21 protein-coding genes are annotated in these 26,995 nt (G+C 51.7%); 16 read left to right on the forward strand and 5 right to left on the reverse strand.

Features of this window, described 5'->3' with window-relative positions:
- Positions 1-64: 64 nt before the first annotated feature.
- The 3 genes from NGM66_RS11325 to NGM66_RS11335 all read left to right on the forward strand — a co-directional run bounded on the left by NGM66_RS11325 (position 65) and on the right by NGM66_RS11335 (position 2,963).
- On the forward strand, positions 65-739 hold the full coding sequence (locus tag NGM66_RS11325; protein WP_258115682.1) for an Abi family protein: 675 nt from the start codon (positions 65-67) through the stop codon (positions 737-739).
- A gap of 254 nt (positions 740-993) precedes the next feature.
- The gene (locus NGM66_RS11330) at positions 994-1,446 is read left to right on the forward strand and encodes a universal stress protein (RefSeq protein WP_208909265.1); all 453 of its coding nucleotides are present in this window, start codon (positions 994-996) and stop codon (positions 1,444-1,446) included.
- Positions 1,447-1,607: 161 nt separating this feature from the next.
- A complete protein-coding gene (locus NGM66_RS11335; protein ID WP_258115683.1) occupies positions 1,608-2,963 on the forward strand; it encodes a gluconate:H+ symporter in 1,356 nt (451 codons plus the stop codon).
- Between the two features lie 721 nt (positions 2,964-3,684).
- On the opposite strand, the gene NGM66_RS11340 is transcribed toward NGM66_RS11335, so the two are convergent.
- Positions 3,685-4,626 (reverse strand): glycosyltransferase family 2 protein, encoded by a 942-nt coding sequence (locus NGM66_RS11340; protein WP_208909267.1) that lies wholly within the window; start codon positions 4,624-4,626, stop codon positions 3,685-3,687.
- A 255-nt stretch (positions 4,627-4,881) separates the two neighbouring features.
- Between NGM66_RS11340 and wecB the strand changes: the two genes are divergently transcribed.
- The 3 genes from wecB (at position 4,882) to NGM66_RS11355 (ending at position 8,221) form a co-directional block, all read left to right on the forward strand.
- Positions 4,882-6,015 carry a non-hydrolyzing UDP-N-acetylglucosamine 2-epimerase gene (wecB, locus tag NGM66_RS11345; protein WP_308707570.1) on the forward strand — a complete coding sequence of 378 codons (1,134 nt, stop codon included), beginning with the start codon at positions 4,882-4,884 and terminating at the stop codon, positions 6,013-6,015.
- Positions 6,008-6,859 (forward strand): nuclease-related domain-containing protein, encoded by an 852-nt coding sequence (locus tag NGM66_RS11350; RefSeq protein WP_208909268.1) that lies wholly within the window; start codon positions 6,008-6,010, stop codon positions 6,857-6,859. Before wecB ends, NGM66_RS11350 begins: the two co-directional genes overlap by 8 nt.
- A gap of 438 nt (positions 6,860-7,297) precedes the next feature.
- On the forward strand, positions 7,298-8,221 hold the full coding sequence (locus NGM66_RS11355) for a YihY/virulence factor BrkB family protein (protein WP_208909269.1): 924 nt from the start codon (positions 7,298-7,300) through the stop codon (positions 8,219-8,221).
- 57 nt (positions 8,222-8,278) lie between these two features.
- Here the strand turns inward: NGM66_RS11355 and NGM66_RS11360 are convergent, their stop codons facing one another.
- Positions 8,279-8,737, reverse strand: a complete 459-nt coding sequence (locus tag NGM66_RS11360) for a flavodoxin (RefSeq protein WP_208909270.1) — start codon at positions 8,735-8,737, stop codon at positions 8,279-8,281.
- A 221-nt stretch (positions 8,738-8,958) separates the two neighbouring features.
- Between NGM66_RS11360 and recX the strand changes: the two genes are divergently transcribed.
- The gene (gene recX / locus NGM66_RS11365) at positions 8,959-9,762 is read left to right on the forward strand and encodes a recombination regulator RecX (protein WP_208909271.1); all 804 of its coding nucleotides are present in this window, start codon (positions 8,959-8,961) and stop codon (positions 9,760-9,762) included.
- 29 nt (positions 9,763-9,791) lie between these two features.
- Positions 9,792-10,976 (forward strand): serine hydrolase domain-containing protein, encoded by a 1,185-nt coding sequence (locus tag NGM66_RS11370; RefSeq protein WP_208909272.1) that lies wholly within the window; start codon positions 9,792-9,794, stop codon positions 10,974-10,976.
- 736 nt (positions 10,977-11,712) lie between these two features.
- On the opposite strand, the gene NGM66_RS11375 is transcribed toward NGM66_RS11370, so the two are convergent.
- Entirely contained in the window at positions 11,713-11,958 is a 246-nt protein-coding gene (locus NGM66_RS11375) for a YdeI/OmpD-associated family protein (protein ID WP_208909273.1), read from the reverse strand.
- 606 nt (positions 11,959-12,564) lie between these two features.
- On the opposite strand from NGM66_RS11375, the gene ntdP reads away from it, so the two are divergent.
- The 5 genes from ntdP to NGM66_RS11400 all read left to right on the forward strand — a co-directional run bounded on the left by ntdP (position 12,565) and on the right by NGM66_RS11400 (position 17,901).
- Positions 12,565-13,122 carry a nucleoside tri-diphosphate phosphatase gene (gene ntdP, locus NGM66_RS11380; RefSeq protein WP_125574805.1) on the forward strand — a complete coding sequence of 186 codons (558 nt, stop codon included), beginning with the start codon at positions 12,565-12,567 and terminating at the stop codon, positions 13,120-13,122.
- Between the two features lie 105 nt (positions 13,123-13,227).
- Positions 13,228-14,340: an AI-2E family transporter gene (locus NGM66_RS11385; protein WP_208909274.1), complete on the forward strand. Its 1,113-nt coding sequence runs from the start codon at positions 13,228-13,230 to the stop codon at positions 14,338-14,340.
- Between the two features lie 152 nt (positions 14,341-14,492).
- A complete protein-coding gene (gene tagD / locus NGM66_RS11390) occupies positions 14,493-14,909 on the forward strand; it encodes a glycerol-3-phosphate cytidylyltransferase (protein ID WP_208909275.1) in 417 nt (138 codons plus the stop codon).
- A gap of 68 nt (positions 14,910-14,977) precedes the next feature.
- Complete coding sequence (locus NGM66_RS11395; protein WP_208909276.1) at positions 14,978-15,862, forward strand: hypothetical protein; 885 nt, start codon at positions 14,978-14,980, stop codon at positions 15,860-15,862.
- Positions 15,863-15,876: 14 nt separating this feature from the next.
- On the forward strand, positions 15,877-17,901 hold the full coding sequence (locus NGM66_RS11400; protein WP_208909277.1) for a CDP-glycerol glycerophosphotransferase family protein: 2,025 nt from the start codon (positions 15,877-15,879) through the stop codon (positions 17,899-17,901).
- Positions 17,902-18,575: 674 nt separating this feature from the next.
- On the opposite strand, the gene NGM66_RS11405 is transcribed toward NGM66_RS11400, so the two are convergent.
- Positions 18,576-19,157 (reverse strand): hypothetical protein, encoded by a 582-nt coding sequence (locus tag NGM66_RS11405; RefSeq protein WP_245155228.1) that lies wholly within the window; start codon positions 19,155-19,157, stop codon positions 18,576-18,578.
- Between the two features lie 247 nt (positions 19,158-19,404).
- Between NGM66_RS11405 and NGM66_RS11410 the strand changes: the two genes are divergently transcribed.
- On the forward strand, positions 19,405-20,982 hold the full coding sequence (locus tag NGM66_RS11410; RefSeq protein WP_208909278.1) for a peptide chain release factor 3: 1,578 nt from the start codon (positions 19,405-19,407) through the stop codon (positions 20,980-20,982).
- Between the two features lie 766 nt (positions 20,983-21,748).
- Positions 21,749-23,875: an L-type lectin family protein gene (locus tag NGM66_RS11415; RefSeq protein ID WP_208909279.1), complete on the forward strand. Its 2,127-nt coding sequence runs from the start codon at positions 21,749-21,751 to the stop codon at positions 23,873-23,875.
- A gap of 82 nt (positions 23,876-23,957) precedes the next feature.
- On the opposite strand, the gene NGM66_RS11420 is transcribed toward NGM66_RS11415, so the two are convergent.
- Positions 23,958-25,313 (reverse strand): FAD-dependent oxidoreductase, encoded by a 1,356-nt coding sequence (locus NGM66_RS11420; protein WP_208909280.1) that lies wholly within the window; start codon positions 25,311-25,313, stop codon positions 23,958-23,960.
- A gap of 230 nt (positions 25,314-25,543) precedes the next feature.
- Here NGM66_RS11420 and NGM66_RS11425 point away from each other — a divergent pair, with 230 nt between their 5' ends.
- Positions 25,544-26,977, forward strand: coding sequence for a C69 family dipeptidase (locus tag NGM66_RS11425; protein ID WP_208909281.1), 1,434 nt, complete (start codon positions 25,544-25,546; stop codon positions 26,975-26,977).
- Positions 26,978-26,995: the final 18 nt, after the last annotated feature.

The raw sequence follows: 26,995 nt of genomic DNA on the forward strand, positions 1-26,995 counted from the left end.
AGCATCATTTATTTAAGTTAGATACATATTATATGTACGAAGGCATTTCGTTTACACAAGATTCTTGACGCTACCAGGAAATAGTGTTGCCACAATTCTTGGAAAGAAATATGGTGCTTTTGGCTATCTAAACTTCAGCAACTGGTGTGATAGGGGAATCAAGAGATTTCAGGTTGAAGAAAAGCAATTTTATTTCAAAAAGGACTTGTTAAAGGCTGTGAAAAAATCCCGAAATCATTATGTAAACGTCTCAGCAAATAAGAATGATGAGGGCTTCCCGACGGTGTGGTTATTGAGTAATGTACTGATGTTTGGAAATATCATTAACTTAATTAGTATTATGTCTCTTAATAACAAGCGCGCGCTGGCGAAGATATATGGGTGCACACCGGATGAACTCATGTCATGGCTAAGGTGTCTGCTGTTTGTTCGAAATACTTGTGCGCATAATTCTAACTTGATTGATTTGAATTTACGGACTCAGCCAATGGTTCCACGTAGATATAAATCTAAAATTTTGGAGACAGAAAGTGGCTATTCCAATGGGTTAGCAATCGTTTTATTGATAATTAAGTCATTGATGAATATCGTAAACTCGAAATACAAGTTTGGAAATATCTATGATTCGCTATATAAGATTATTGATCATGAAGGGATTCGTGCAACATCGATTGGTTTTGCATCTGTTCGTAGCATCAATGTTTTCAAACCCTACAAGAAGCGGAAAAAGAGTTCTTAAATCGCAAAACTATGGGTAAAGTGTGTGACTTTTCTTATTTCCGTTTTTATTGAAACTATCAACTACGAATGTATGTGGCACAACTAACAGGTCAACTGTTGGGGGGCCACATTTTTCGGTATAAGGCACCTATTTACCGTTTGCTCAACTGCTAACCTGCTAACCGATGTACATTTTTAATGCGTTCACCTCCCCAATGGAACCGTTTTCGGCTATAATGAACGTAGTGCTGAAAAAAGTGAGGAGGAGTTTCAATGGACAATGCAGGATCAATGAACCCAAAGAAGTTTACCCGGATATTGGTTGGGGTGGATGATTCACCCGATGCCCAATTGGCTTTCCGTTACGCGATGAACCGAGCTAAGTTTGATGACGCTGAGTTGGTTATTTGTTCTGTACTGGAATCTGATAACATGAATATCTACCAAGCTCTCAGCAAGGATTACGTTCACGGTCAACGGGCTGATTTGCAAAAACACTTGGAGGCTTACGAGAACTTAGCGCGGCGCTTCGGCATCACTAAGGTGAAAATTATTATCGGTGAGGGCGACCCCGGCGAGACCATTGTGAAGCAGATCATTCCCGAAGTGGAGCCAGATTTGTTGGTGGTCGGGTCGTTGTCTAAGAATGGTGTCCGGAAATATTTCGGGAGCCAAGCGGCCTACATGGCAAAATATTCTCCAATTTCTGTAATGATTGTCAGATAGCGTTTTCACGGCTGTTTTCACAAACGAACTGTAAATAACATTCAGTTACCCCCTTGCAAGTTGAAAACTTTTTTCATACAATGATTCTTATGCGACAAGATAGAATCTGGCTACGGCAGGCCGATTTTATCAGAATCGAGCATAAGAAAAGAGAGAGAAATATGCAGTTCGTGATTTTGTTATTGGGTATTTTACTTTTACTCTTCTTGATCATTCGGGTAAAGTTAAACACCTTCGTTTCACTGATCGCTACGTCTATTTTGGTAGCGCTTGGTTTAGGCATGAACCCGGCAAATATTGCGGATTCCATCAAAAATGGTATCGGGAGCTCGATGGGCGAACTGATTATCGTTTTTGGATTCGGTGCCATGATTGGTCGGTTAGTGTCTGATGCTGGGGGTTCTTACCGAATTGCCCGGACGTTGATTAAGATTTTTGGGAAGAAACGCCTCCAGGTTGCCATCGTGGTTGCGTCCTTCTTGATTGGGATTTCTCTGTTGTTTGAAGTGGGACTGGTCTTGGTTACGCCAATCGTCTTTGCGGTTGCGCTGGAAGCCGAAGTGCCATTCCTCTACCTGGGAATCTCGATGGCCGCGGCCCTGTCTGCGACCCAAGGGTTCTTACCACCACAACCATCCCCAACCGCCGTTGCGACGGCTTTAGGGGCAAATGTGGGGGAAATGTTAATGGTCGGTATCATTGTGGCCATTCCCTGTGTGATCGTCGCTGGTCCAATTTGGACCCGAGTGATCCGCCGGTTTAATCCAGATTTATTCGTCGTCAAACGTTCCTTGCCCGCATTCGGGGAAGTGAAGGAATTTGACCTGAAGGAAACGCCAGGCTTCGGTCTGTCCGTCTTCACGTCATTGTTCCCAGTAGTCTTCATGATTTTGGCAACCGTTTACCAAATGGTGGTCAATGGGGGGACTGCGCCGAAGAATCCGCACGGTTTAGATGCGGTCATCACCATGCTGGGGAATCCCGTTATCGCCATGGTCGTGGCCTTGCTATTTGCCATCTGGTCCATGGGTTTCCATCGGGGTCGCTCGATGAAAGAAATCAGTGGGACACTGGAAGACGCTATCAAGTCGATCGCCATGTTACTGATGGTTATTGCTGGGGGCTCTGCCTTTAAGCAAGTCCTGATCGACGGTGGGGTTGGTAAGGCCGTGCAACAGTTGATGATGAACTCTACGTTCTCACCAATTTTGTTGGCTTGGCTGATTACGGTTATCTTACGGATCTCCTTGGGTTCCGCCACGGTTTCCGGGATGACGGCCTCCGGGCTGATCACGCCATTGATGCACTCACTGGGTGCTGATCCCGTCATGATTGCCTTGGCAATTGGGGCCGGTTCCTTAGCCACTTCTCACGTGAACGATGCTGGTTTCTGGATGTTCTCCGAGTACTTCGACTTGAGCGTTAAGCAAACGTTCCAGGTCTGGACGACATTGGAAACGGTCATCTCCGTGGTCGGGCTGTTGATGGTCTTACTGATGAATGCAATTATTCACTAATTTAAAATGTTTTTTGGCCTGTGTCCTTCGAGGATGCAGGCTTTTTGTTAGCCTTTAAATGCCAGGTCACTTACGAACACCCACGGCTGCGTCCAAATTTAGCTCACTCTCGGCTACATGACGGATCAACTACTAATGTAGCTGAACGCTGCCATTCCAGCAATGATTCTGCTGACTTTGTGCCTGCTCTGTCCACTAAAATTAGTGAAACCAGGAGCCTGCGTCAGCCAGGGTAGTACGTGTCAGTCACACTATGTTGGACCTGGAGTTAGTTGATAAAGTAGTTACTACCTGGGACTAAGCCAATTGTTATTGACGGACGGCAGACGGCCAGCTCAGGAAGCGATGGTTCGCAAACTGAATCGACACGAATACTGTTTGATGCTCGTCAATAACCTCGAGTTGAGTCAGATCTGATTGTAGTTTACCTGTTGCCAAGGACTAACCTATTGGCAGTGAAACATCTTCGTAGCCGGAAGTCCGCCAAATATGTGCTCAGCCGTGGGAGTTTCCTTAGCGGCACGTTCCATGCCGGTTAGGAAACTGGCGATTTTGAGACGTGGTCTTTCGGCTCAAAGTCGAGGAGACGAGACCGTACTTTGGCTCGTCCCGCCGCCCACCGCGTTCCGGCTCATATTTGGCGGACAGGAGGCGGTCAGTTAATACAATGTCAGGCACAAAAAAGGAGTTCGGACGATTTTGTCCAAACTCCAATAAGCAGTTATTTTTCTTCCCGGACGATGTACTTTGGCCGGTGTTTCGTTTCCAAGTAAATCTTGTTGATATACTGCCCGAGAATCCCCAGACAGAACAACTGAATGCCGCCGATGAAGAGCAGAATGGCAACCAGTGAAGGCCAGCCAGCCACGGCACCACCAACGGTCAAGGCCCGGATAATGACGAACAGCAACCCGAAGATCGACAGGATAAAGGAAATACTGCCGACCCAGGTGGCGAGTCGCAATGGTGCGTTAGAGAAGTCGATGATGCCTTCAATGGAGTAGGCAAACAACTGCCGCAAGTTCCAGTGCGTGGTCCCGGCCGCCCGTGGTTGGCTCTCGTAGGTCAGGTAGGTGGCTTTAAAACCGACCCAACTGAAGATACCCTTGGAGAAGCGGTTGAATTCCGGCAATGAAATAACGGTGTCCACAAATTGGCGGGTCATTAACCGATAGTCCCGCGCGTTGGGTTCGATCCGGACATCTGAGATCTTATTGATGACCCGGTAGAAGCTGCTGGACAAGAAAGCCCGCAGCTTGCTTTGGCCGCGCCGCTCCTTTTGAATCGTGCCGACACAGTCGTAGCCCTCGTTTTCGATGAGCGCGAACATTTTCGGCAATAACTCCGGTGGATCCTGCAAATCGACGTCCATGACTGCGACCATTTCCCCGGTCGTGGCTTGTAATCCCGCAGCAAGCGCCGATTCCTTGCCAAAGTTCCGGGAGAACGACCGGTAGTGGACGGTCTCCGGATGATTTTGGTGTAACTCTTTCATTTCCTTCAGGGTGTGGTCACTAGACCCATCATCCACGAAAATGTATTCCGGCGTTACCGTCGGGGTAGGGGTGTTCATTGAGTCGATCACCTTGCTAACAGTTCGGTAAAATAATGGAATTGACTCCTCCTCATTATAGCAAGGAACGACCAGACTGATTTTTTTCATGCTTAGACATTCCTTTCACACAACGATACTATCTTACCTCAAATGTTAGGGGCTGACCATGACATTTCCCTTAAAAGTTCGCGACAATGACTGATTAGTGGGTGAAAAGCGGAGGACCACGGGATAGCCACGCAGACGTCTGCGGCAAAGACTTCGAGACCAGTGTAGCATTTCTGGTAAAATACGGGAATTAATAACATGGGCGAGTGGCATCTGCTATAATTGACCTAATCAACACCACTTGGAGGAGAGATTGTGACAAAACCAATTAAAGTAATGACGGTCTTTGGGACACGTCCCGAAGCGATTAAAATGGCCCCAATCATCTTGGCCATGCAGCAACGACCAGCCGAATTTACCCCAATCACGGTGGTAACGGCGCAACACAGAGAGATGCTGGACCAAGTGCTGGACATTTTCAAGATTACCCCAGATTATGATCTGAATATCATGCGGCCCAAGCAGACGCTGAGTGACATCACGACGCGGGTCCTGACCAAGTTAGATACGGTCATCGATGACGCTAAGCCAGACATCGTACTGGTCCACGGCGACACGACCACGACCTTTGCGGCTAGCATCAGCGCCTTTTACCACCAAACCATGCTGGGCCACGTGGAAGCTGGCTTGCGGACCTGGGACAAGTACTCGCCGTTCCCAGAAGAAATGAATCGGCAACTGACGGATATTTTGAGCGACCTGTACTTTGCGCCAACGGAATTGTCGCGGCAAAACCTGTTGAAACAGGCCCATCCGGACGACCATATTTCCGTCACTGGGAACACCGCAATCGATGCCTTGAAGCAAACGGTCGACCCCAACTATCACCACGCCGTCTTGGATCAGGTCCAGGCCGGGCACCACATGATCTTGATGACCATGCACCGGCGGGAGAACCAAGGCGCACCAATGCACGCGGTCTTCAAGGCTGTGCGGCAGGTCGTGACGAACCATCCGGATATCGAGCTGGTTTATCCCGTGCATTTGAGCCCTGTGGTTCAGGCTGCGGCTCATGAAGAATTAGACGGCATGGACCGGATTCACCTGATCGACCCGCTGGATGTGGTTGATTTCCATAACCTGGCCGCGCGGAGTTACTTCATCATGACGGATTCCGGTGGGGTCCAGGAAGAAGCCCCGTCCCTGAACAAACCCGTTCTGGTCTTGCGTGACACCACGGAGCGGCCGGAAGGGGTCACGAACGGGACGTTGAAGTTGGTCGGCACCGATCCTGCCAAGGTCACGGCAGCCATGGAAACACTGCTCACTGATCAGGCGGCGTACGACCAAATGGCGCAGGCCAAGAATCCTTACGGGGATGGTCATGCGTCAGAACGAATTTTAGCTGCCATCGAAGCGGCGATTAATGGGGGCAATGCGAATGGCTGAGACGGCATATGACCGGGCCGAGATTAAGACCACAGAACAATTATCAGAAATCATGCGTGACATTCATTTGGCCGCGAAGAAGCACAACGAGCGCTTTGACTATAAGATCTTGCGCAACGTGCATTTCGCCAACAAAGTCAAGAATCCCGTGACCCAGGAAATGAACGACGGCGATTCCTGGCGCGTCATGCAGATCGACAACTTACTAGTGACATCGTTTGGCGTCATCAACGTGGAAAGCAAGTACTGGCGGGGGATGATCTTCCATGATCTGTCCGAAGAAATCTTTTCTTCCAGCCTGGACGACTTTTCTGGCGTCAACCTAGGGAGCCGAGAAAAGGATACGGCTAAGGCTCTGACCAACCGGCTCGACCGGTTCTTCTTGCCGAATCTGTCGGAAGAAAATGAATCACTGACGCAGGGCTACACCATGAGTCTGGAACAAGAAGGCCGTGGCCAACGGTCCATCACGCTGCACACGGGCATCAGTAACCCGGCGACCCAAGCGGAATTGTCTTCCAAATTGCTGGTGCGCTACATCAATAGTGAAATCACGATGCACAAGCAATTGGAAAATAAAAACGATCGGATCATCGACTTCGTGAAGCCGTTAGTTTATTATAATTATTACGACCGTTATGACCGGAGCAATTCATTAGTCGTGGGGAACAAGACCAAGCTCAACGCCCACGACGCCTACAACTGTACAGCGGTGGCGAACTACGAAGACTTGAAGACGTTCATCGAGTCATTCCGTCAGGCCAAACGGGTGCGCTTCAGCCGTAAGACACTGGAAAAGATGATTGGTACGCTCAAGTTCGCTGAGGACTATGGGTCGTTTTAAGGCTACAGACAAAAGATTAAAAGTAGACTTAACGCGTTGATTTCCAGAACGACAGTGTTCTGTCCGCTAAAATTAGTGAGACCAGGAGTTTACGCCGGCCAGTTAGTGCTTATCAGTGTAGCCCTGTGTTGGGCTTAGTAGAGCTAGCTGGGGCTACACTAATTGTTACTGGCAAGTACTCTTGTAGCTGGGAGTCTGCCAAATATGGGCTCAGCCGTGGGAGTTGCCTTAGTGGCGCGATTCATGCCGCTTAGGTAACTGGCGTCTTTGAGACGCGGTCTTCGGCTCAAAGCGAGGCCGAGACCGTTTCTCAGGCTCGGTCCGGTCCGCCCACCGCGTTCCGACCCATATTTGGCGGACGGTAGGCGGTCAGCGAGGACACTGCTACAATCCAAGCTGAATCCAATCAAATTAAACCAAGAAGGGAGCCATCCGACCGTGACCACTCAGTGGCGTAAGCGAGGTGCGCAACTCAAACGCATCTACATGACCATCACCAAGCACTACACCATGGCCAACGTCTCAGACTCGGCCGTGGTCCTGGCTTACTATACGTTGCTGTCGATGTTTCCCGCGCTGCTGGTGCTAGCTAGTCTTTTACCTTATCTGAACATTCAAACCAGCACGGTGCTGGCCAGCATTGAGCCCATGGTACCGGAGAGCATTTTCGATATGCTGGAGCCAATCATCCACTCGTTTCTCAATAACCGGAGCGGGGGCGTCTTGTCCATTGGGGTCATCGTCTCCATCTGGTCATCATCCCGGGCGGTTGCGGCGTTTCAACGCACGGTGAACCGGGCCTATGGGGTGGCGAAGAATCAAAATGCACTGGTCAACCGAATCGTGGCCTTCATTTGGATGGTGGCGCTGATTGCGCTCCTGTTTGCACTGATGATCTTCTTTAGTTTCGGCCAAATCGTTTTGGAAAAATTAACGCCGTTACTGCATTTGCCCAGTGCTATCTTGGCCTACGTCAACGCCTTGAAATGGCCACTGACATTTTTCGTGGTCTTCATCGTCTTGATGATTCTGTTTTACTTCGTGCCCAACGCCAAATTAAAATGGCGCTTCGTGTGGCCAGGTGCGCTGGTCGCAACGGTGGGCTGGTTGCTGTTGTCGCAAGTCTTCTCGATCTACGTGAAGTATTTTGCCCACAATATTGACAGCTACAAAACCATTGGGACCTTCATCTTCTTAATGTTCTGGTTGGACTTCACCGGCTTGATCCTGATGTTTGGGGCGGTTCTAAACGCCGCCATCCAGGAATTGATCGTCGGTGCCATCGAAGAACAGCAGGCCCTAGCGATTCCCAATCTCCTGAAGTATCGCAAATATCATTTGAAAAATAAATCATCCAAGTAAGCGGGTGAACGCAAAATAGACCAGACGGCAATTCGTCTGGTCTATTTTGTCATTAACTTAGTGTTGTGTCTGATGGTAGGTGTCAACCAGCTGTTGGGCCATGGCGTCCAACTGGTCGATGGCCGCTTGGTCGGGAGCCAGGTTGATTTTGACTGGTGCCGCACCGCGGGTAGCGCCCGTCTTTTGGAAGGTGTTTTCGAAGTGGTCAACGGTGGTGTTGTAGTACTCGCCGTAGAAGGTGTCGCCGGACCCGGCCACGCCGTAAACCTTTCCTGTGAGGTCGAGGTCTTGCAAATCCTCGTAGAAGTCCATCCCTTCATCGGGGAGTGACCCTTCGTCGTAGGTGTAGGCGCAGACCACACAGATGTCCACGTTTTCAAATTCGGCGGCGTCGGTCTGTGAGATTTCCGTTTCCTTGACCTGACAGCCGAGGTCCTCTAACTTTTCCGTGACAATGTCGGCCACGTCTTCATTGTTGCCAGTGATGGTGGCAAAGACTACTTGTGCTGATACCATACGCTTCACTCCTTAGCGGTTAAACCCGTGTTTGCCGTTAATTATAACAGGTTGCCGTGGCGGTGACTAGGAACGGTTGGGGGAAATGACCGTGTGTCCCGCGAAAAGATGATTGACTAACAAATCTGGCACTCTGCTTCCCACACCCCCGGTAGAACTGGTAAAATGGTGCCAGAACAAGTGAAAGAGTGAGTCGATTTTTAACGAAGGATGTGACTTTAATGGCCGTCATTACCATGATTGAGGCCCAGAAGAAAAATAGCGGCCGTTATAACGTATACGTTGACGGCGCTTACGCGTTTCCGGTCAGCGAAAGTGTCCTGATTGATTTTCGCCTGTACAAGGGCATGGAGATCACCAAGGACTTGGAAACGCAGCTGGTGGATGCGGACAACGTTTCCAAGGCGTACAATCGTGCGTTGGATTACCTGTCCAATCAGTTGCGAACGGAAAAGGAAATTCATGATAAATTAGTCGAACTGGAGATTCCAGAAGAGACAATCACGTTAACGTTTCAGAAATTACGGGAACTAAATCTGGTGGACGATGCCCATTACGCCGCCAGTTACGTGCGGACCATGATGCACACGGGCGATAAAGGTCCGCGGGTGATCCGTCAGCATTTGCGGCAGAAGGGTGTGGGCGAGAAATTAATCGATGATGCGTTGGTCTTGTACACGCCAGAAGACCGCTTAGCCGTGGGGACGGCTGCGGCGGAGAAGCTGGCCAAGCGTTACCATCGCCAGGCCTTTGGTACCCAGCAACAGAAGATTCGCCAGGGGCTGATCACCCGCGGCTTCAATAACGATGAGGCCGGTCAAATGATTGCCAGCCTGGACCTGACTCCCGACCTTGATCAGCAACACGAGCTACTGGTCAAGCAAGGTGAAAAGATCTGGCGGCGGTATCGGGCGTTGAGTCCGTCAGAACGCAAATATAAGACCAAACAGACGTTGTATCGCAAAGGCTTTCAGCTGGACGATATTAGTCAGTGGTTGGCTGATTTAGGGGAATCGGCGGAGTAGGCAGCAACAAAGAGTAAGGGGGAGTTGTCATGCGGAAGAGAACGTTGGGCATCCTGGTATCTTTGGGGATGATTTTAGGCATTGGGGGCGGCTTGGCTTGGTGGTTCAACGGGCAAACGCAGAGTCACGCGGAACCGGCAGCGACGAGTAGTTCAGTCGTCAAACCCAAGCCCAAACCGAAGCCTAAGGCCAAAAAGCCGGCCAAGAAAAAGACCGTCAAGCCAAAGGTGACGGCGGCCACCCGGCAGATCGACGCCATTTTACGGGCCAACCGGTTCGTGGGAACGGCATTGGTCGTGCATTCGGGCCAGACCATGTATGAGCAAGGATTCGGCTATGCCCGGGCCAGTGAGCAAAAGAAAAATGGCATCAACAGCATTTATCAGTTGGCCTCCGTGCAGAAGTCCTTTACGGCTGGCTTGATCATGAAACTGGCTGCGGAACAGAAATTGTCACTGAGCGATCCATTATCGAAGTACTATCCCCAGATCAATGGGGCGCCGCGCATTACCTTGCGGGACATGTTGGACATGAAGAGTGGGCTGTCACTGGAAGCCTTTCCGAATTCACTGAATTCAGAAGACGGCATGATCAAGTTCATTTTGCACCACATTATTAGTCAGCCCCAAAATATTGGCAAGTGGAACTACGCACCGGTCAACTTCATGCTGCTGGCAGGTATCATCCAGCAGGTCACCGGGGAAAGTTACCGGCAATACTTCACGGAAAACATCATCGAACCGTGGCACTTACAGCACACGGGCTTCGTCTTCAACATGGCACACCGCAAGGCCTTCTCACAGGGGTATCAAAATAATAATGCGAGCGACGTGGGCACCAATTACGATTCAGAGTATCCAGAGTCGCGGGCCTCGATGCTCTACCAGTTTGGGACCGGGCAAGTCTACATGTCCGCGCACGACCTGTACGTGGGCGAGCGGAACATGTTGCTGGGTAAATTGTACCCGCAAAGTGACGTCAACGTCTTACTGACACCGGGATCGTCGTCGATGTATGGCGGCGGGGCCTACGTTTACCCGGGCTACATCCGGGTGCACGGCTTGGCGTATGGCTATGAGGCCACGGCACTCGTCAGCAAGGACGGCCAAGACGCCGTGGTCCTGTTGACCAACTACTACCGGGCCAATCAACTGGCACAGACGCCGGCCATCCAGATCTGGAACCTCCTCGAATCCGGCCAGCTTAAGAATTAGCAGTCAGACTTGCGCATGCTGGTCGCCTTACCGTTCGTCCAATCTGGGCTACGGTGGGGGAGAATGGCCGCTTGTTGCTAAGGCAACCTAGGGTTCTGGTATTTAGTGTGGGTTAGCCAATTTGAAAGGTAAAAAAGCACCCCTAGTTACAGGCAAAATGCCAGTAACTAGGGGTGTTTGCTGTATGATATCTGAACGCTGGTGAGCGTGATAGGTGAAACGGTTTGTGTTGTCCGCCTACCGTTCGCCAAATATGAGACTGGAACGCTGTGGGCGGACGGTCGAGCCAAAGTTCGGTCTCGACTCTCGCTTTGAGCCGAAGAACACGTCTCAAAGTCGCCGTTCCCTAACCAGCGAAAAGCGCTGCTAAGGGAACCCCACGGCTGAGCTCATATTTGGCGAACTCTCGGCTACGGTTGTGCTTACCCTGACAATCGTGTGTCCACAACGCTAGTTTCTCGAAGGAGTTGTTAGACTGGACGACGATTGCGCCGTGTTGCTGAGTCCCGCTATCATGCCGGAGGAGGCCAGGGGTGTAGCCAGCTGTGTCGACGGTGTTGGCTGAGGTTTTGTCTCAGCCTACAGCGTGGGGCGACTTGGGAGACTCGCGATTCTGGCGAGGCTTTCAAGCGAGGTGGAAGCCCGCTTCTCAGGCTGGAGGCGTCCCCCAGAGCAGGCGGAACCCCTGGCAGCCGTAGGCAACTGGTTTCACCAATTTCATCAGTCAGCAGTCGGCCTAAGCCTTGGGCCGACTGCCGTAAGCGCGCTTGGACTTGTAGCCCGCGGCCAGAATCTGGCGCATGTCGGCGATGTGCCGTTGCTTGGTGGCATCGGCCTTGGCGCCGAAGATGTAGCGGGCCCATTCGCGTTGGTAGCCGACGGTCAGGTCGTTAAAGAAGGCTGTTAACTTGGGGTCATCGGCCAAGAGTTCAGCGACTTGGGGAATCATGGGTTCGAAGGAGCTTAGAGGTGCTTGTGCCATAGTGTTTTACCTCGCTTTTTTTAGATTTTAAGTTAATACTGCACTTGATGACGTCGTTTGGCAAGTGACTGTTCGAAAGCTAAGGGGCTGATTAAGCTATTAGGTTCTGATTGGATAGCAGTCTGACTACTAAAATTAGTGAAGCCAGAAGGTCTCTGGCAGATTGGTACTTATTGGAACTGCGTGTTACCCCCGGCGCAATAGTAAGGTGACACGCCAGGCTAAGCAAATTGTTGACTAGCAACCACTCCAGTAGCAGAGAGTCTGTCAAATACGGGTCAGCCGTGGGAGTTGCCTTGCCAGCGGTCTTGGCTGGTGAGGTAACTGGTGTCTTTGAGACGTGGGTTTCGGCTCAAAGGCAAGGCGGCGAGACCGCATTTTGGCTCGCCCCGTCCGCCCACAGCGTCCCGCCCCACATTTGACGGACGGCAGGCAGCCAGTACGAACAGTCTCACCACAAATGATTCGTTTTACCACGTCAGTTTAAGGTAGCCATAAGAATTTGTTCAGGAGAATCGGTCTGAACCTATTCAAGGGAGCCTTAATCTGGTATAATATTGAGTGAATTTTTATAGTTACCCGTTACTTAGAAAGTAGGGTTTAGACATGACGCGCGAAGCTAGAGGACCTAAGGAAGGCGACTTCATTACGATCAAAAGCTACAAGCACGACGGAAGTTTGCATCGAACTTGGCGCGACACTATGGTACTCAAAACAAGCGAAAATGCCCTCATCGGCGTCAATGACCACACACTGGTCACCGAAGACGATGGGCGGCGGTGGGTGACACGTGAGCCCGCTATCGTTTATTTTCATAAGCATTATTGGTTCAACATTGTTGCGATGATTCGGGATAACGGGGTATCGTATTACTGTAACTTGGCATCCCCGTACGTTTTGGATAAAGAAGCGCTCAAATACATTGATTATGATCTCGACGTGAAGGTGTTTCCGGATGGTGAAAAGCGCCTGCTCGACGTTGACGAGTATGAAGATTTCAGTCAGCGGTGGCAGTATGGTGAGGCGACCGATCGTATCTTGAAGGCCAACGTGTTGACCTTGGTCGATTGGATCAATCATCATAAGGGGCCTTTTTCCCAAGCCTACGTCGATCTCTGGTACCAACGTTATCAGGAGTTACTTCGACGCTCGAATGATCAGTAAGAGTTGTCTTCCGTACCACCAGGAGCAAGTCCATTCGTGGCTCGCTCCTTTTTTCTAAAAATGAGGCCGGCCTTCTGGGCTGGTAAAACGAAGGGAGCGCCCGCTATGAAATGGGTTGCCAACTCGCGGATCATGTTTTGGTCACTGGAATTGTTGATCGTGGCCGCGTTGATCTGGGTCTGTACGCAAATCAGTTTTCTGTTCTCCCCAATTGGGGTCTTTCTGTCGACGATTTTCGCACCGCTCCTGTTATCCGGGGTGTTGTTCTACCTGTTGAATCCCTTAGTCAAGCTGTTGGAGAAGGTACGTTGGCGGAAATTTCACATCAATCGGACCGGTGCCGTGGCTCTGGTGTTCCTACTGCTGGTGTTGATATTAGTCGCTGGTGGGATGTGGCTGATTCCCCGGCTGGCCACGCAGATTACCAACTTGATCGGCAATATTCCAGGCTTTGCCAAGTCCACCGAGACCGTCTTGAGTAAATTCATCAGTCAACCGGCGTTCAAGGATATTGATTTCACCAAATACCTCAGTCAACTCCAGTCAGCCTTCGCCAAGTACGCTCAGAGCTTCATGAATGGCCTTACCAGCGGCATTGGCTCGATCATTGGAACAGTGACCACGGTGACCGTCACGGCCGTTACAGTGCCTGTCATGCTGTTCTACATGCTCAAGGATGGCGACAAGTTCATGCCAGCCATTCGCAGCTGGTTGCCCGAAAGACACGGCGACCAGATTGCCGAGCTACTTGGCCGGATGAACAAGACGATTGCCCGCTACGTGGGGGGACAAATCATTGAGTGCCTGTTCGTCGGGAGCTTTACGGCCATCGGTTACTTCCTGGTCGGCGAGAAATATGCGTTGTTGCTGGGCTTATTCGCCGGCATCTGTAACCTGATTCCCTACGTTGGGCCTTACATCGGTATCTTACCAGCACTGATCGTCGCGTTTGCTAGCAGTACCAGCCTGGTGCTCTACGTGATCATCGTGGTCGTGGTGGTCCAACAGATCGACGGCAACTTGGTGTACCCCAACATCATTGGCAAAAGCTTACAGATTCATCCGCTGACGATTATTATTATTTTATTAGCGGCGGGAAATATTGCCGGGCTACTGGGGATGATCTTAGCGATTCCGTTGTATGCCGTGGTGAAGACGATTGTTCAGTATCTTTACAGTATTTGGCAGTTGGATCACACGAAGAAATCCGCGCTGTGAGCGGTCAAATTTCTCAAGAATTGCGTAACGTTTGCGGTTTGAAGTTGACGTGACCGCTGAATATGCTACTATTTAGATTGTTATTGGAATTTTTTTGCGCCCCCTGCAGACTGTGGTGGGGAAAATTAACCAGATAAAGTAGGAGAGTCTACATGAAAAAAGTAATTACGTACGGGACGTTTGATCTGTTACATAAGGGTCACATTCGGTTATTGAAGCGGGCGAAAGCCTTGGGTGATGATTTGACAGTGTGCGTGTCTTCTGATGAATTCAACGCCGAGAAGGGCAAGCGGGCTTACACGTCTTATGAAGACCGTAAGTACATCCTCGAAGCCATTAAGTACGTGGACCACGTGATCCCAGAAACCACTTGGGACCAGAAGATTCGCGACGTCCAAGATAATGATATTGATATCTTCGTCATGGGTGACGACTGGAAAGGCAAGTTTGACTTCTTGAAGGACTACTGTGAAGTGGTTTACTTACCACGGACAGAAGGCATTTCCACGACTAAAATCAAGCACGACTTAGGCCTATCAGACGAGGAAGACTGGAAGGAAAAAGAGTAGTGTTGGTGAGAATCCTTAGTCGTTGACTAGGGATTTTTTCTTATTAGAGCGCAGACGGAGGCAGAGGAATGCAACAGATTATTTTTTTAGTGACGTCGTTAAATGGGATGCATAAGCCCAATTTCACGCAGCAATTATTGCAGGCGGTCAAGCAGGGTGTGGCAGTTAGCGTGTTAGTCGCACTGGTCGACTTTGAAGCAACCTGGAAAGTGCGGACCTTCTTGAACCGGTTGGCCAAAAAGAACCCGGGCGTCAGTGACGTGAACCTGGTAACCTTAGCCGACCTGTATCAAGAAGAACAAGGCCTAAAGCTGACCAGTGGTGAACGCAATACGCCAACCCTGACCAACTACGATGAGCGCTTGTTCGCTGACAATCAAGAACAGGTCAAGCGTTACCTGGATGCGGGGCACTTGGTCGCAGAGCTGCGGCAGATCGACGACGAGACGCCCACAGTCTTGCGGCAATACCGTGCCGATCAGTTGTCTCAGATCGATACGTATGGCTTGGACGGTCAAGTCGTGGGAATCGAAAAGATCACGGACGAAGTTGCCCAGACCAGTTACGTGTTGAACGCCAAGGGAGAAGCCGTCTTGCGCTTCGTCCGGCACGAACGGCCAATCAATCACGTCTTTAATTTGAGTAACGCGTCCGCCATGATGGCCACAGAATTTGCGGATGCCAAACAAAATGCGGCTATGGCCAACATGACCCAGCGTCAACGGAACAAGGCCGAAGCCGCCACCGTGGACCACACCTCGATCGTATCGGCCACGGAGACCTACTATGGGGTCTTGGCTTACTCGAACTACCGGCGTTTTGATGACCTGTATACCTTCTACCAAGCGGTTTTGAGCCACTTGTTGACCGCAGAGACCCGACTTTACGTGGACTTGGCGATCAACGCCGCCATTTCACCGCAAATGCCGAACCAGCTGATTTTTAATTACTAAGGAGTTTTTCCATCGTGCGTGCGATTTTATCTGGATTACATCATAAAAAGAATTTACAGGAACTCGAACTTGAACTGATCGACGTGCCGGAACCGTTTGATGATTTAGCGGTCACCTTCTTGGAAAAAAACACCAAGGCGTCGATCACCGTTCCCATCAGCAAGGTCGTCAGTGCGGAAGTGGTACGGATTCGTCTCGACGCCGCAGACCTGCAGATCCCGGGCTCAGAACAAAGTGAGTTCAGTTGGGAACTATACTTAAATATTCGGCAACAAAACACTCGCGGCTTGATTCAAGTCGAAAGTGAATACCTCAGTGACCGGCACCAATTAACGTTGACCAGCTTCTATCAGGTCAACAGCGATGCCGAGGGGATGGCGCTGTTCAATCTGCACACGCAACAAGCAGAAACGGAATTCACCATCAGCGCGATCAACTTGCAAGATGATCAGCTACAGGTCATCGGTCGCAGCCGTCTCAACGGCCAGGCGATTGAAAATCAGCGGTTGGTCTTGAAAAATGAAAAGCAAGCCAGTTCCGCAGAATGGCCAATCACGCATATGAGCCTACACGGCTTGTTTACGGGGGCTATTCCGTTGTCTGATCTGCCACGAGACAGCACCCAACAGCTATTCATTCGCTCGACCGTAGCGGGTGAAGACCTGGAACAACGGGTCATCTTGGCCAAGTCTTTGGCTGGTCAAGTGACGCAAGCGATTACGGCGGGCCACCGGCTGATCTTAGTGCAAAAGCGCTTTGACAACGGGATTCGCATTCAGGAAATGGCGGCCCCAACGCTGCCGCAACGTTTGGCAAACGTACCTGGCAAGGTCGGCGGTGCGACTAAGCTGTTGTCACTGTTAATGGACAAGGTCAACTTGGCCTACATGCGGCGCCTGTTCAAGCGGGGCCACCGGCCATTTGAGCAACCAACTTTGATCTTTGAAAGTTTCGGGGGTCGGCAAGTCAGTGATTCACCATACGCTATTTACCGGCTGTTCGTCCAGTTGTATCCGGGCTTCAACTTTGTTTGGTCGATCGACAAGTCACAGAAGAAGTTCTGTCGGGAAAACCAAATCCCGTTTGTCGTGCGACGGACGGCCAAGTGGGTCCGGACGCTGGAAAAGGCCAGCTTCTGGATCAGTAACGCTCGCTTCCCAGCCTGGGTTCGTAAGCCCAACTATGTGACTTACATCCAGACCTGGCACGGGACGCCGCTCAAGAAGTTGGGCTTGGACATTGAAAACGTGTCAATGCCCGGCACCACGACGGCCAAGTATCACGCCAACTTCGTGAAGGAAGCCAACCGCTGGGATGCCTTGGTTTCGCCCAACGATTACTCGACGCGGATTTTCCGGTCAGCCTTTGGGTTTAACAACCAGATCTTAAAGGTCGGTTATCCACGAAATGACGAACTCATCAACAGTACGCCAGAAGACGTGGTCGCTTTGAAGCAACGGCTGGGGATTCCGTTGGATAAGAAGGTCGTCTTGTACGCACCAACTTACCGGGATAACCAGTTCGCTGAGAAGGGAAAGTACACCTTCGAATTGCCATTCTCACTGGATGATTTCCGGGAGAAATTTGGGCAAGACGCGGTCTTAGTTCTGCGGATGCACTATCTGATTTCTAACGCCTTGGATATCAGTGGGTACGAAGGGGTCGTTTTCGACCTATCTAACCATCCCGATATCTCTGAGCTGTACCTGATCTCAGACATGCTGATCACGGATTACTCTTCCGTCTTCTTCGACTTCGCTTACCTGAAGCGGCCAATCCTGTTCTACCCGTATGATTATCACATGTACAAGGATGAACTGCGGGGCTTCTACCTCGATTACGAAAAGGACTTGCCGGGTGAGATTGCCCATAACGAAACGCAATTGCTCGACATGATCGGCGAGAAGCTCCAGACGCCAGACATGAGCGGCAACCAGAAGTTCATGGACTTCTACCGCCGCTTCTGTGCCATCGACGACGGGCTGAGCTCCCTGAAGATCGTCAACTACGTGGTCCAACAGATTGAAAAGAACGTTTAATGCCTTTGGGGCAGCAGGGCTGACGATGTGTGTGGGCTGACCGCCTTACCGTTCGCTAAAGATGGGCCGGTACGCTGTGGGCGGACGGGTCGAGCCACAGTGCGGTCTCGACACCTCGCCTTTGAGCCGAAGTTCGCGTCTCAAAGACGCCAGTTTATCTCAGAAGCATGGGTCCCATGCCTCTGAGAAAACTCCCACGGCTGAGCCCATCTTTAGCGAACTCTCGGCTACGGTGGTGAATTGTCTGTCATGTATGTTAAGTCCGTGATGGTTGATGCCTCGCAGACTGTGGCTTCGGACAGTCACCACGCTGGTTGCCAGCTTTGCCGGATGGTAACGGTCAAAAATTAATGTAAACAAAACTGCAGGCAACCACGCTGACGTGGATACCTGCAGTTTTATTTTATCGTAGTGTGTGATTGGCTATCGCCATGAGTGCAGCCTGTTGTTGGTGAGTCAATCCATTTTAGCCGTGAGTGAAGTGAAATCTAGGCTCAGCCGGGGAATTTACCAGCGCTTTTGCTGGCAAATTGGTGACTTTGAGACGTGATTTTCGGCTCAAAGCAAGGGTCGAGACCTTGGCTCGGCCCGTCCTCCCCCAGCGTTCCAGCCTAGAGTTTCACGTAACGGTAGGCGGCCAGGTCCGATGATGTCGCCGGAGACCACTGACGGAACTAACGGTAGCTGGTGGCTTGTCGGTAAGCGTGGGTGGTCAGCTGGTCGACCTGGTCAGTCGTGATGCCGGCCTGCTTGAAGTAGGTGCGCAAGATCAGCCGGTAATTGTGACGAACCAAATTGACATCTGGCCGCTTGACCGTGGTGAGCTGGTGCTGGGCGTCCTTGGCCAAGCGCAGTGCACGGGACGGTTGCTTGAGGTTTTTGACCAGATAGGTCACATTCTTGCTAGCCTTTTTCGACTGGGGACTGATCGGTTGATTGGCCGTTCGGCTGCTGGCCAGGGATTGTTTCATGTTAGTGGTCAGACTCGTGACCTCGTAATATTGATTCTTTTTTAATTGGACGTGGTCGTAGCTCCTGAACAAGAGATTGTTGAGCAAGAGCGCAATCACCGCTAGCCCCGCGCCGCAGAGAATCACGGACATAGTGGGGCGCAACGGTTGGTGCTTGGTCCGCGCGATGAGCAGCCCAGCCAGGCCACCCAGGACCACCAGGGCCCCGACACCAAAGACGATTTCAATGAGTAAGGCTTCTGTAGACGCCGACATAATTTCACCCGTTTCTAAAATAAACTTCATTCTCTAATCATACCACGAAATCCAGTTGACTAGCGAACCAGGTCTAGAAACAATGACGGGGTGGCGGAACTGTCTAGTTGGCGTGGGTGTTACGAGCGGTTGGCGGAAGGACGTCGAGGCCAGGTACCCCCGGTCTGTCACCGGCCGATAGCTTTCAACTCCCTGCTAAATGTGTTAAAATTACTAGCTGTGACCTTTAAACTTAAATGAGACTCTAAATACTAAAAAAATTTTGTGAGGAAAAAATATGAGTGAAAAAACTTTAGCGTCAGCGGTGGATAAACGCCGGACGTTTGCCATCATCTCTCACCCCGATGCCGGGAAGACGACGATTACCGAACAGCTGCTGTTGTTTGGGGGCGTGGTCCGCGAGGCCGGTACCGTTAAGGCCCGGAAGAGTGGCAACTTTGCCAAGTCTGACTGGATGGAAATTGAACAAAAGCGGGGCATCTCCGTGACCAGTTCCGTGATGCAATTTGACTACCAAGGCAAGCGCATCAACATTTTGGATACCCCTGGGCACGAAGATTTCTCTGAAGATACGTACCGGACACTGATGGCTGTGGACTCCGCGGTCATGGTCATCGACTCTGCCAAAGGGATCGAACCGCAGACCAAGAAGCTATTCCAGATCTGTAAGATGCGGGGCATTCCGATCTTTACCTTCATGAACAAGTTGGACCGGGATGGCCGCGACCCAATGGACCTGATTGCTGAGCTGGAAGATGTCTTGGGCATCGAAGGCTACCCAATGAACTGGCCGATCGGGATGGGTAAGGAATTGAAGGGCCTGTACGACCGCTACCACCAACGTGTGGCGTTGTTCCGGCCCGATGACGAAAAACACCAATACCTGCCATTAAAAGCAGATGGTGAATTAGCCGAACCCAATGCCTTGGAAGAGGATAGCTGGTACCAAGACGCCAAGGACAACATGGAATTGATCGGTGAAGCCGGTAACCAATTTGACGAGGCCAAGATTGCCAGCGGGGATCAAACGCCGGTCTTCTTCGGCTCTGCCTTGGCCGACTTTGGGGTTAAAACGTTCTTGGAAACGTACCTGGAGTACGCGCCGAAGCCAGCCAGTCACCACACCGAAGAAGATACGGACGTGGCACCGACCGATCCAGAATTCTCTGGTTTTGTCTTCAAGATTCAAGCCAACATGAACCCACATCACCGGGACCGGATCGCGTTTGTGCGAATCTGTTCGGGTGAATTTGACCGGGGCATGGATGTCACGCAGGAACGGACGGGCAAGAAGCTGCGGCTGTCCAACGTGACGGAGTTCATGGCCGATACCCGAGAAAATGTCGAAACGGCCGTGGCCGGTGACATTATCGGGCTCTATGATACGGGGAATTTCCAAATCGGGGATGCCATTTATACCGGAAAGAACAAGATTAAATTTGAAAAGCTCCCACAATTTACGCCAGAACTCTTTGTCCGGGTTTCGGCGAAAAACGTGATGAAGCAAAAGTCCTTCCACAAGGGCATCAATCAGCTGGTCCAAGAAGGGGCCGTTCAGCTGTACACGTCGTATTCGACGGGGGACTACATCTTAGGAGCTGTGGGTCAGTTGCAGTTCGAAGTCTTCCAATTCCGGATGCAAAACGAATACAACTCAGAAGTTGTCATGGAACCTATGGGCAAGAAGACTGCTCGCTGGATCAACCCGGACCAACTGGACGAACGGATGTCCTCATCCCGGAACCTACTGGTCAAAGACAACCATGGCGAGCCACTGTTCTTGTTTGAAAACCACTTCGCCGAACGCTGGTTCAAGGACAAGTACCCTGATGTTGAACTGACCGCTAAACTTTAATCGCAACCCAACCGCCGCAACGCGCCTCTCCAGAGACAGCCGTTGCGGCGGTTTTTTGTCGTGGGTATTGTGCCAACTTGGCCGCCTTACCGTCCACTAGATATGAGTTGGAACGCGGTGGGTGCCGAGGCGAGCCAAGAAGCGGTCTCGCCCCTTAACTCGGAGCCGGCAGCCCGCGTCTCCGAGTTACCAGTTCCCTAACCGGCGTGACCCGTGCCGCTAAGGGAACTCCCACGGCTGAACTCATATCTAGCGGACTCTCGGCTACGGTGATGCTGGTCAAGTCCACTGATCCAGCCCACGCGGTGTGTTACCGCGGGTATTGGCCCCGGTTATACCAATGACAACTGAGTGATCAATACTGCCGGAGGAGGCCAGGGGTGTAGCCAGCTGTGTCGACGGTGTTGGCTGAGGTCTTTTCTCAGCCTACAGCGTGGGGCGCCTTTGGAGACTTGCGGGTTGTGCAAGGCTTCAAAGCGAGGTGGAAGCCCGCGCCTGGGCTGGAGCCGTCCCCCATAGCAGGTGGAACCCCTGGCAGCCGTAGGCACTGGTTTGGCAAAAGTAATGGGAGTGGACGGTAAGGCGGCCAGGATACGCCATCTAACCTCCAAGACACAACCCGTGAAGTCAGATTTCGAAGGGAAGGCTTCGAAATTTGCGTCGGGCAATCGGCAAAAAAAGATTTCTGTTACACTGTAAACGAAATGACTATGGCAGACAGAGATTAAGTCCCACAACCGTTTGGGGACGGAGAGGAGCGGTTGCGATGAAGCAAAAGAATTGGTTAGGGTGGTTGATTGGTCTGGGACTGTTGCTTACTGGCAGCGCCGTGGGGCAGGCGGATGCGGATTATGATCAAGCGTTGAAGACAGCGCCGCAGGGTATTTCCCTTGATAACATTTTTGTGCCGGGAACCACGAGTAATAATCAGGCAGCGGTGGTCGGCACCACGAATCCCGCCATTACGGGAACGCAGGCGGCCAAGGTGAACAACGGCAAGAAGCAATTCGGTGCGCTGTGGTCGACGGAAGATAACGTCTTTGATTTGACGAAAGATCAGTCGGCCTCAATGTGGTTGTATTTCGGCAACACCGGTAAGAAGGCCGCGGACGGCATGGCATTTGTGATGCACAATGATGAAAGCGGTTTAGCAGCCACACCAAAATTTGGTAAGAACGTGTCCGGCGAGACCTTGGGTGTCTGGGGCGTCGATACGGATAAGAAGCAAACAACGCCCGACAAGCTAGCGACGACGGCGATTCAAAATAGTTGGGCGCTGGAATTTGACACGCATTTGAACACCTCGACGAACTACGGCAACGCTGGGGACGCGGATTCCTTCGACGTCGGCATTGCTGGGCCACACATTGCCAACAATTATCCGGCCGCGGTGAGTAGCTACCAAATGGTGAAGACGACCACGCTGCTACCGCTCTACAGTGTTGGCTACTACGCGACGCAGACCCATGCTGGCCTGTTGAAGGGTGACTACACGTTGCTGGCCAACGGGGCGTGGCACCATTTAAGCCTGGATTGGCACGCGGATACCCGGGAGATGACGTACACCTTTGATGACAAGGACCCGGTTTCCGGGACTGCGCAGACGGGTCTGCGAGAAACGGCCAAGCTCGACCTCGACGAGATTGATCCGCAGCATACGGGTCAGGTTCGATGGGGCTTCACGGGAGCGACCGGGGACAGCTACGAAAATAACCTGGTCGTCGTCGAAGAGGTGCCAGGATTAGTCGATGCGCAGGCGACCGCGACGCTGACCGATACCACCATGGGCAAAGTTGTGCACGATGGCGACAGCATCAAGGGACAGGATGCGATTCAATTGGATTACGACCTGGCATACTTGAGTGGCAAGCAAGACTGGCAAGAGGTGCAGGCCCAGTTACAGATTCCGGATCAGCTGACGATTGACGCGGGAAAGATTACCGCTGCGGATGGCACCACGACGACCGTCGACCTGACTGGGCTGACGAACAACCAGGTGACAATCAAGCTCGCGCAGGCGCTGTCCGCTGACAATGCTACCGCGACCATCAGTCTGACGGGGACGGCGAACAATTTGAAGGCGCCGGTCACCGTGGCCTCGGTAGCCAGTACCTTCAGTGCCGTCAACGGGGTCGTGACAACGGATACGCCGGCGTTCACCCTGAACCCGACGCTGGAATTGTACGCGGCCTCCTTGTCGGGGAGTAGCGTTCAGATTGAAGCCAACGAAGACGCGGTCATGAAGGGTCTGGTCGTGGTGCCCGAGGGCGTTGACCTGACCAACCCGGACATGACGGTCCACACCACGCTGAACGGAAAAAAGCGTCCGGACGTACAAATGACCGCCGGCGATGACCCGTCCAGTGGTCGCTTCAACGTGACCGTGGCGGCGGGTGACTTGCAGAGCGGCCAGAACACATTGCTGACCACCGTCTCAGACCCGTACGGCAACGTGTCTAACACGGTGAAATTTACCATTACGGTCAGCCGGCAACTGGTGTTCCAGACGGTTGCGGATAAGAGCTCCTTTGCGGATACGACCCTGACCGGCACGCACCAGCGGGTCAAACGCACGCTGGACTGGCAGGTCGACATTTTGGATACCCGTGAGGCCGGGGCCAAATGGTCGCTGCAGGTCACCAGCACGCCGTTTATCAATCAAGACGGTCAGGCGCTGGCGGGGACACTGAGTTATTATGACGGTGACGACCGCACGCCGATTGGCACCACGCCCATCACCATCAGCCAGGGGGAGGCCGCGGACGCCGACGTGGTCACCAATGTGGTCGATGACTGGGATGAAGAGAGCGGCTTACTGCTCGAAGTCAATAGTGCGGCCCTGTCCGGCAAGTATGCCAGTACGGTGACGTGGCTGTTGAACGATGTCCCGTGAGTGCAGATAAAAAGGTTGTGCAGCGTTCTCAAATGAATGCGCACAACCTTTTTGGTGTTGATTAAGTTAACTGATGATTGGCTTACTCAGCGGGTTGGAACTTAGCCACTTTTTCTTGAGCGGCTTGTGCCAAGATGTTCAGGTAGTTGAATGGCCGGTCGAAGTTTGGCTGGAAGAGCATGTCGACCATTGCCAAGTCATCGATGGTGTTTTCGTTTTGGATGCAAACGGAAAGGGTGTTGGCTGATTGGGAGACGTCGTAGCGACTCATCAAGGCGCCACCCAAGATCCGCCGACTGTCTGGGTCAAAGACCAGAGACATCAAGACGGGTTCCGTCGTTGGCATGAATTCTGGCCGGTAGTTGTCCTTGACGATAACTTGTTCGGCGTTGATGCCTTGTTGTTTGGCAGCAGCTAACGTCAACCCGGTGGAAACGATGGTCCGGTCGTACAGGGCTAAGCCAGAAGAAGATTGTGTCCCCATGTACTTAACGGTTGGCTTGACCAGGTTCTTGCCGACCAGGATGCCTTGGCGAACCGCGTTAGTGGCCAAAGGAATGTAGGCGTTTTGGTGCGTTGGGTTGTAGTGAACCGCAGCACTATCGCCGGCAGCGAAGATGTCTGGGTTAGAAGAACGCATGTAGTCATCGGTAATGATGGCGCCGTTCTTGGCCATATCGACCTTGCCCTTTAAGAGACCCGTGTTTGGCCGGAAGCCAATGCACAAGATGGCCAGATTCGTGTCGTAACTACCCTTGTCCGTCTTGATGGTTACGCCATCACCGGTGTCAGTAAAGCTTTGAACCGTTTCGCCCAAGGCCAATTGGACATTGTTGTCGCGGTAGTCTTGTTCGATCACGTCCGTGAATTCTGAATCAAAGTACTTGGGCATCACGCGGTCCATGGCGTCGATCAGCGTGACATCATGGCCGGTCGTGGAGTAGGCTTCAGCCAGTTCGGCACCAATATAGCCAGCACCAATAACGGTGATGTGCTTAGCTGATTTGGCGTCTTCAATCAACGTTTGCGCGTGGTTCCAGTTCTTGCAAAGCTTGACGTGGTCGCCGTCAATGCCCGGAATCTTGGGTACGATTGGCCAAGAACCAGAGGTCATGACCAGCTTGTCGTAGTCGGCCGTTGTTTGTTCATGGGTGTTCATATTCTCAACGGTCACTGTCTTTTGGTCAGGGTCGATATTCAACACGTTGTGGTTCATTTGAACATTGGCGCCGAGACTCTTGAGTTCTTCAGGACTGGAATAGAATAAACCTTGGGGGTCCGCAACCTTTCCACCGAGGTACAAAGCAATTCCACATGACAGGAAGGAGATGTTATCGTTCTTCTCGTAAACGGTGACTTCTGCGTCTGGATGTTCTGCTAAGATCTGCTTAATGGCAAAGGTGCCTGCGTGTGTACAACCAACAACTGTGACTTTCATGATGGTGCCTCCCAAAACAAGATTTTTTGAAGGGTACTTCACAAGCTAGTCTATGTGAAATCCCTATCAATTGAATACAACTCTATTTTAGACAATCTGTTCTAAATGTCAACACTTTTTTGAAAGTGTTACCATTTTGTCATTATCACGGGTTAAGGCCGAAGCTAGTCTTGCGCTGGGAAAAGCGGTAAAATATGATTCGTAGAAAAAATAAGGAGTGACCACTAATTATGAAATTCGCAAAGCATCTCTCGGCTTGTACGTCCGTTTTAGTCGGCAAGGACGCCACGGTCGATGGCTCCACGCTCATCGCCAGAAACGATGACACCTTCTTACCGCTGACTCCGCAACGCTTTTACGTGCACCCAGCTGAGCATGATCAACCTAAGCGTACTTGGGTCTCCAACCAAAACGGCTTCACGGCGCCAATTCCGAGCGATGGCTACCGCTACTTAGCAACGCCTAACGTGGAAGTCGACAAGGAAGGGGTCTACGCCGAAAGCGGCTTTAACGAAAAGAACGTGGCAATGAGTGCCACCGAAAGTGTTTACGGTAACCCCGCACCACTGGCCTTGGACCCGTTGGTTGAAAATGGGTTAGCGGAAGATTCACTGCAGACCATGGTTTTACCGTACATCAACTCGGCTCGTGATGGCGTGCGCTACCTGGGCAATTTGATCAAGCAATACGGTTCACCAGAAGGTAACGGCGTGCTCTTCTCCGATCACGATGAGGTCTGGTACATGGAAATCGTGACCGGCCATCACTGGGTCGCACAGCGCATTCCCGATGACGCCTACGCGGTGACCGCTAACCAAGTGGCCATCCAACAGGTCAGCTTCGATGATCCCGACAACTTCATGTATTCCGAGGGGATTCAAGCCTTCGTGGCCGATAACCATTTGAACCCTGACCAAGACGGCTGGAACTTCCGCCACATCTTTGGGACCGACAACGAAAAAGACCGGCACTACAACACGCCACGGGTCTGGTTTGGTCAGCACGTGCTCAACCCGGAAATCGAACAGGACCCGCAATCCAGCGACCTGCCATTCATTTGCCGGACCAGTCACAAGATCAGCGTGGAAGACGTCGAATATATTTTGAGTTCCCACTATAACGAGACCAAGTACGATCCGCTGGGCCCTGGGGATGACGAAGATAAGTTTAAATTCCGGCCGATTGCCATGAACCGGACGCAAAATTCTCACGTCCTGCAATTACGCAACGACGTGCCCGCCGAAAGTTCTGCCATTTTCTGGTTGAACTTCGGGGTCCCGGCCTTCAGTCCTTACGTGCCATTCTTTGCCAACGCCACGGATACGGACCCATCGTACAGCCAAACGCCGGTTCATTTGGACGACGTCAGTGCTTACTGGATGTACCGCAAGCTGTCGATGATCGTGGAATCTCACTACGTTCAGTTCATTGAACAGGATACGGACTACATCACGGCCGCTAAGCAGAGTCTGCGCGCGCACGTGGCAACGACCTTGGAACAAGCTAAGTCATTGTCAGGCGATGAACTGACGGCCTTCTTGACGGCGCAAAACCACCAGGTCGCCGCTGACATGCGCAAGGTCACCACGCAGCTGACCAACGACCTGATTGAAAAGGGCCTGACGCTGTCGCACCTGACCTTCAACATGGATAAGAACCTGTAGTCTTAAACTGGTGAGGGG

The organism is Levilactobacillus yiduensis, from assembly GCF_024718525.1.
GTDB classification, from domain to species: Bacteria; Bacillota; Bacilli; order Lactobacillales; family Lactobacillaceae; genus Levilactobacillus; species Levilactobacillus yiduensis.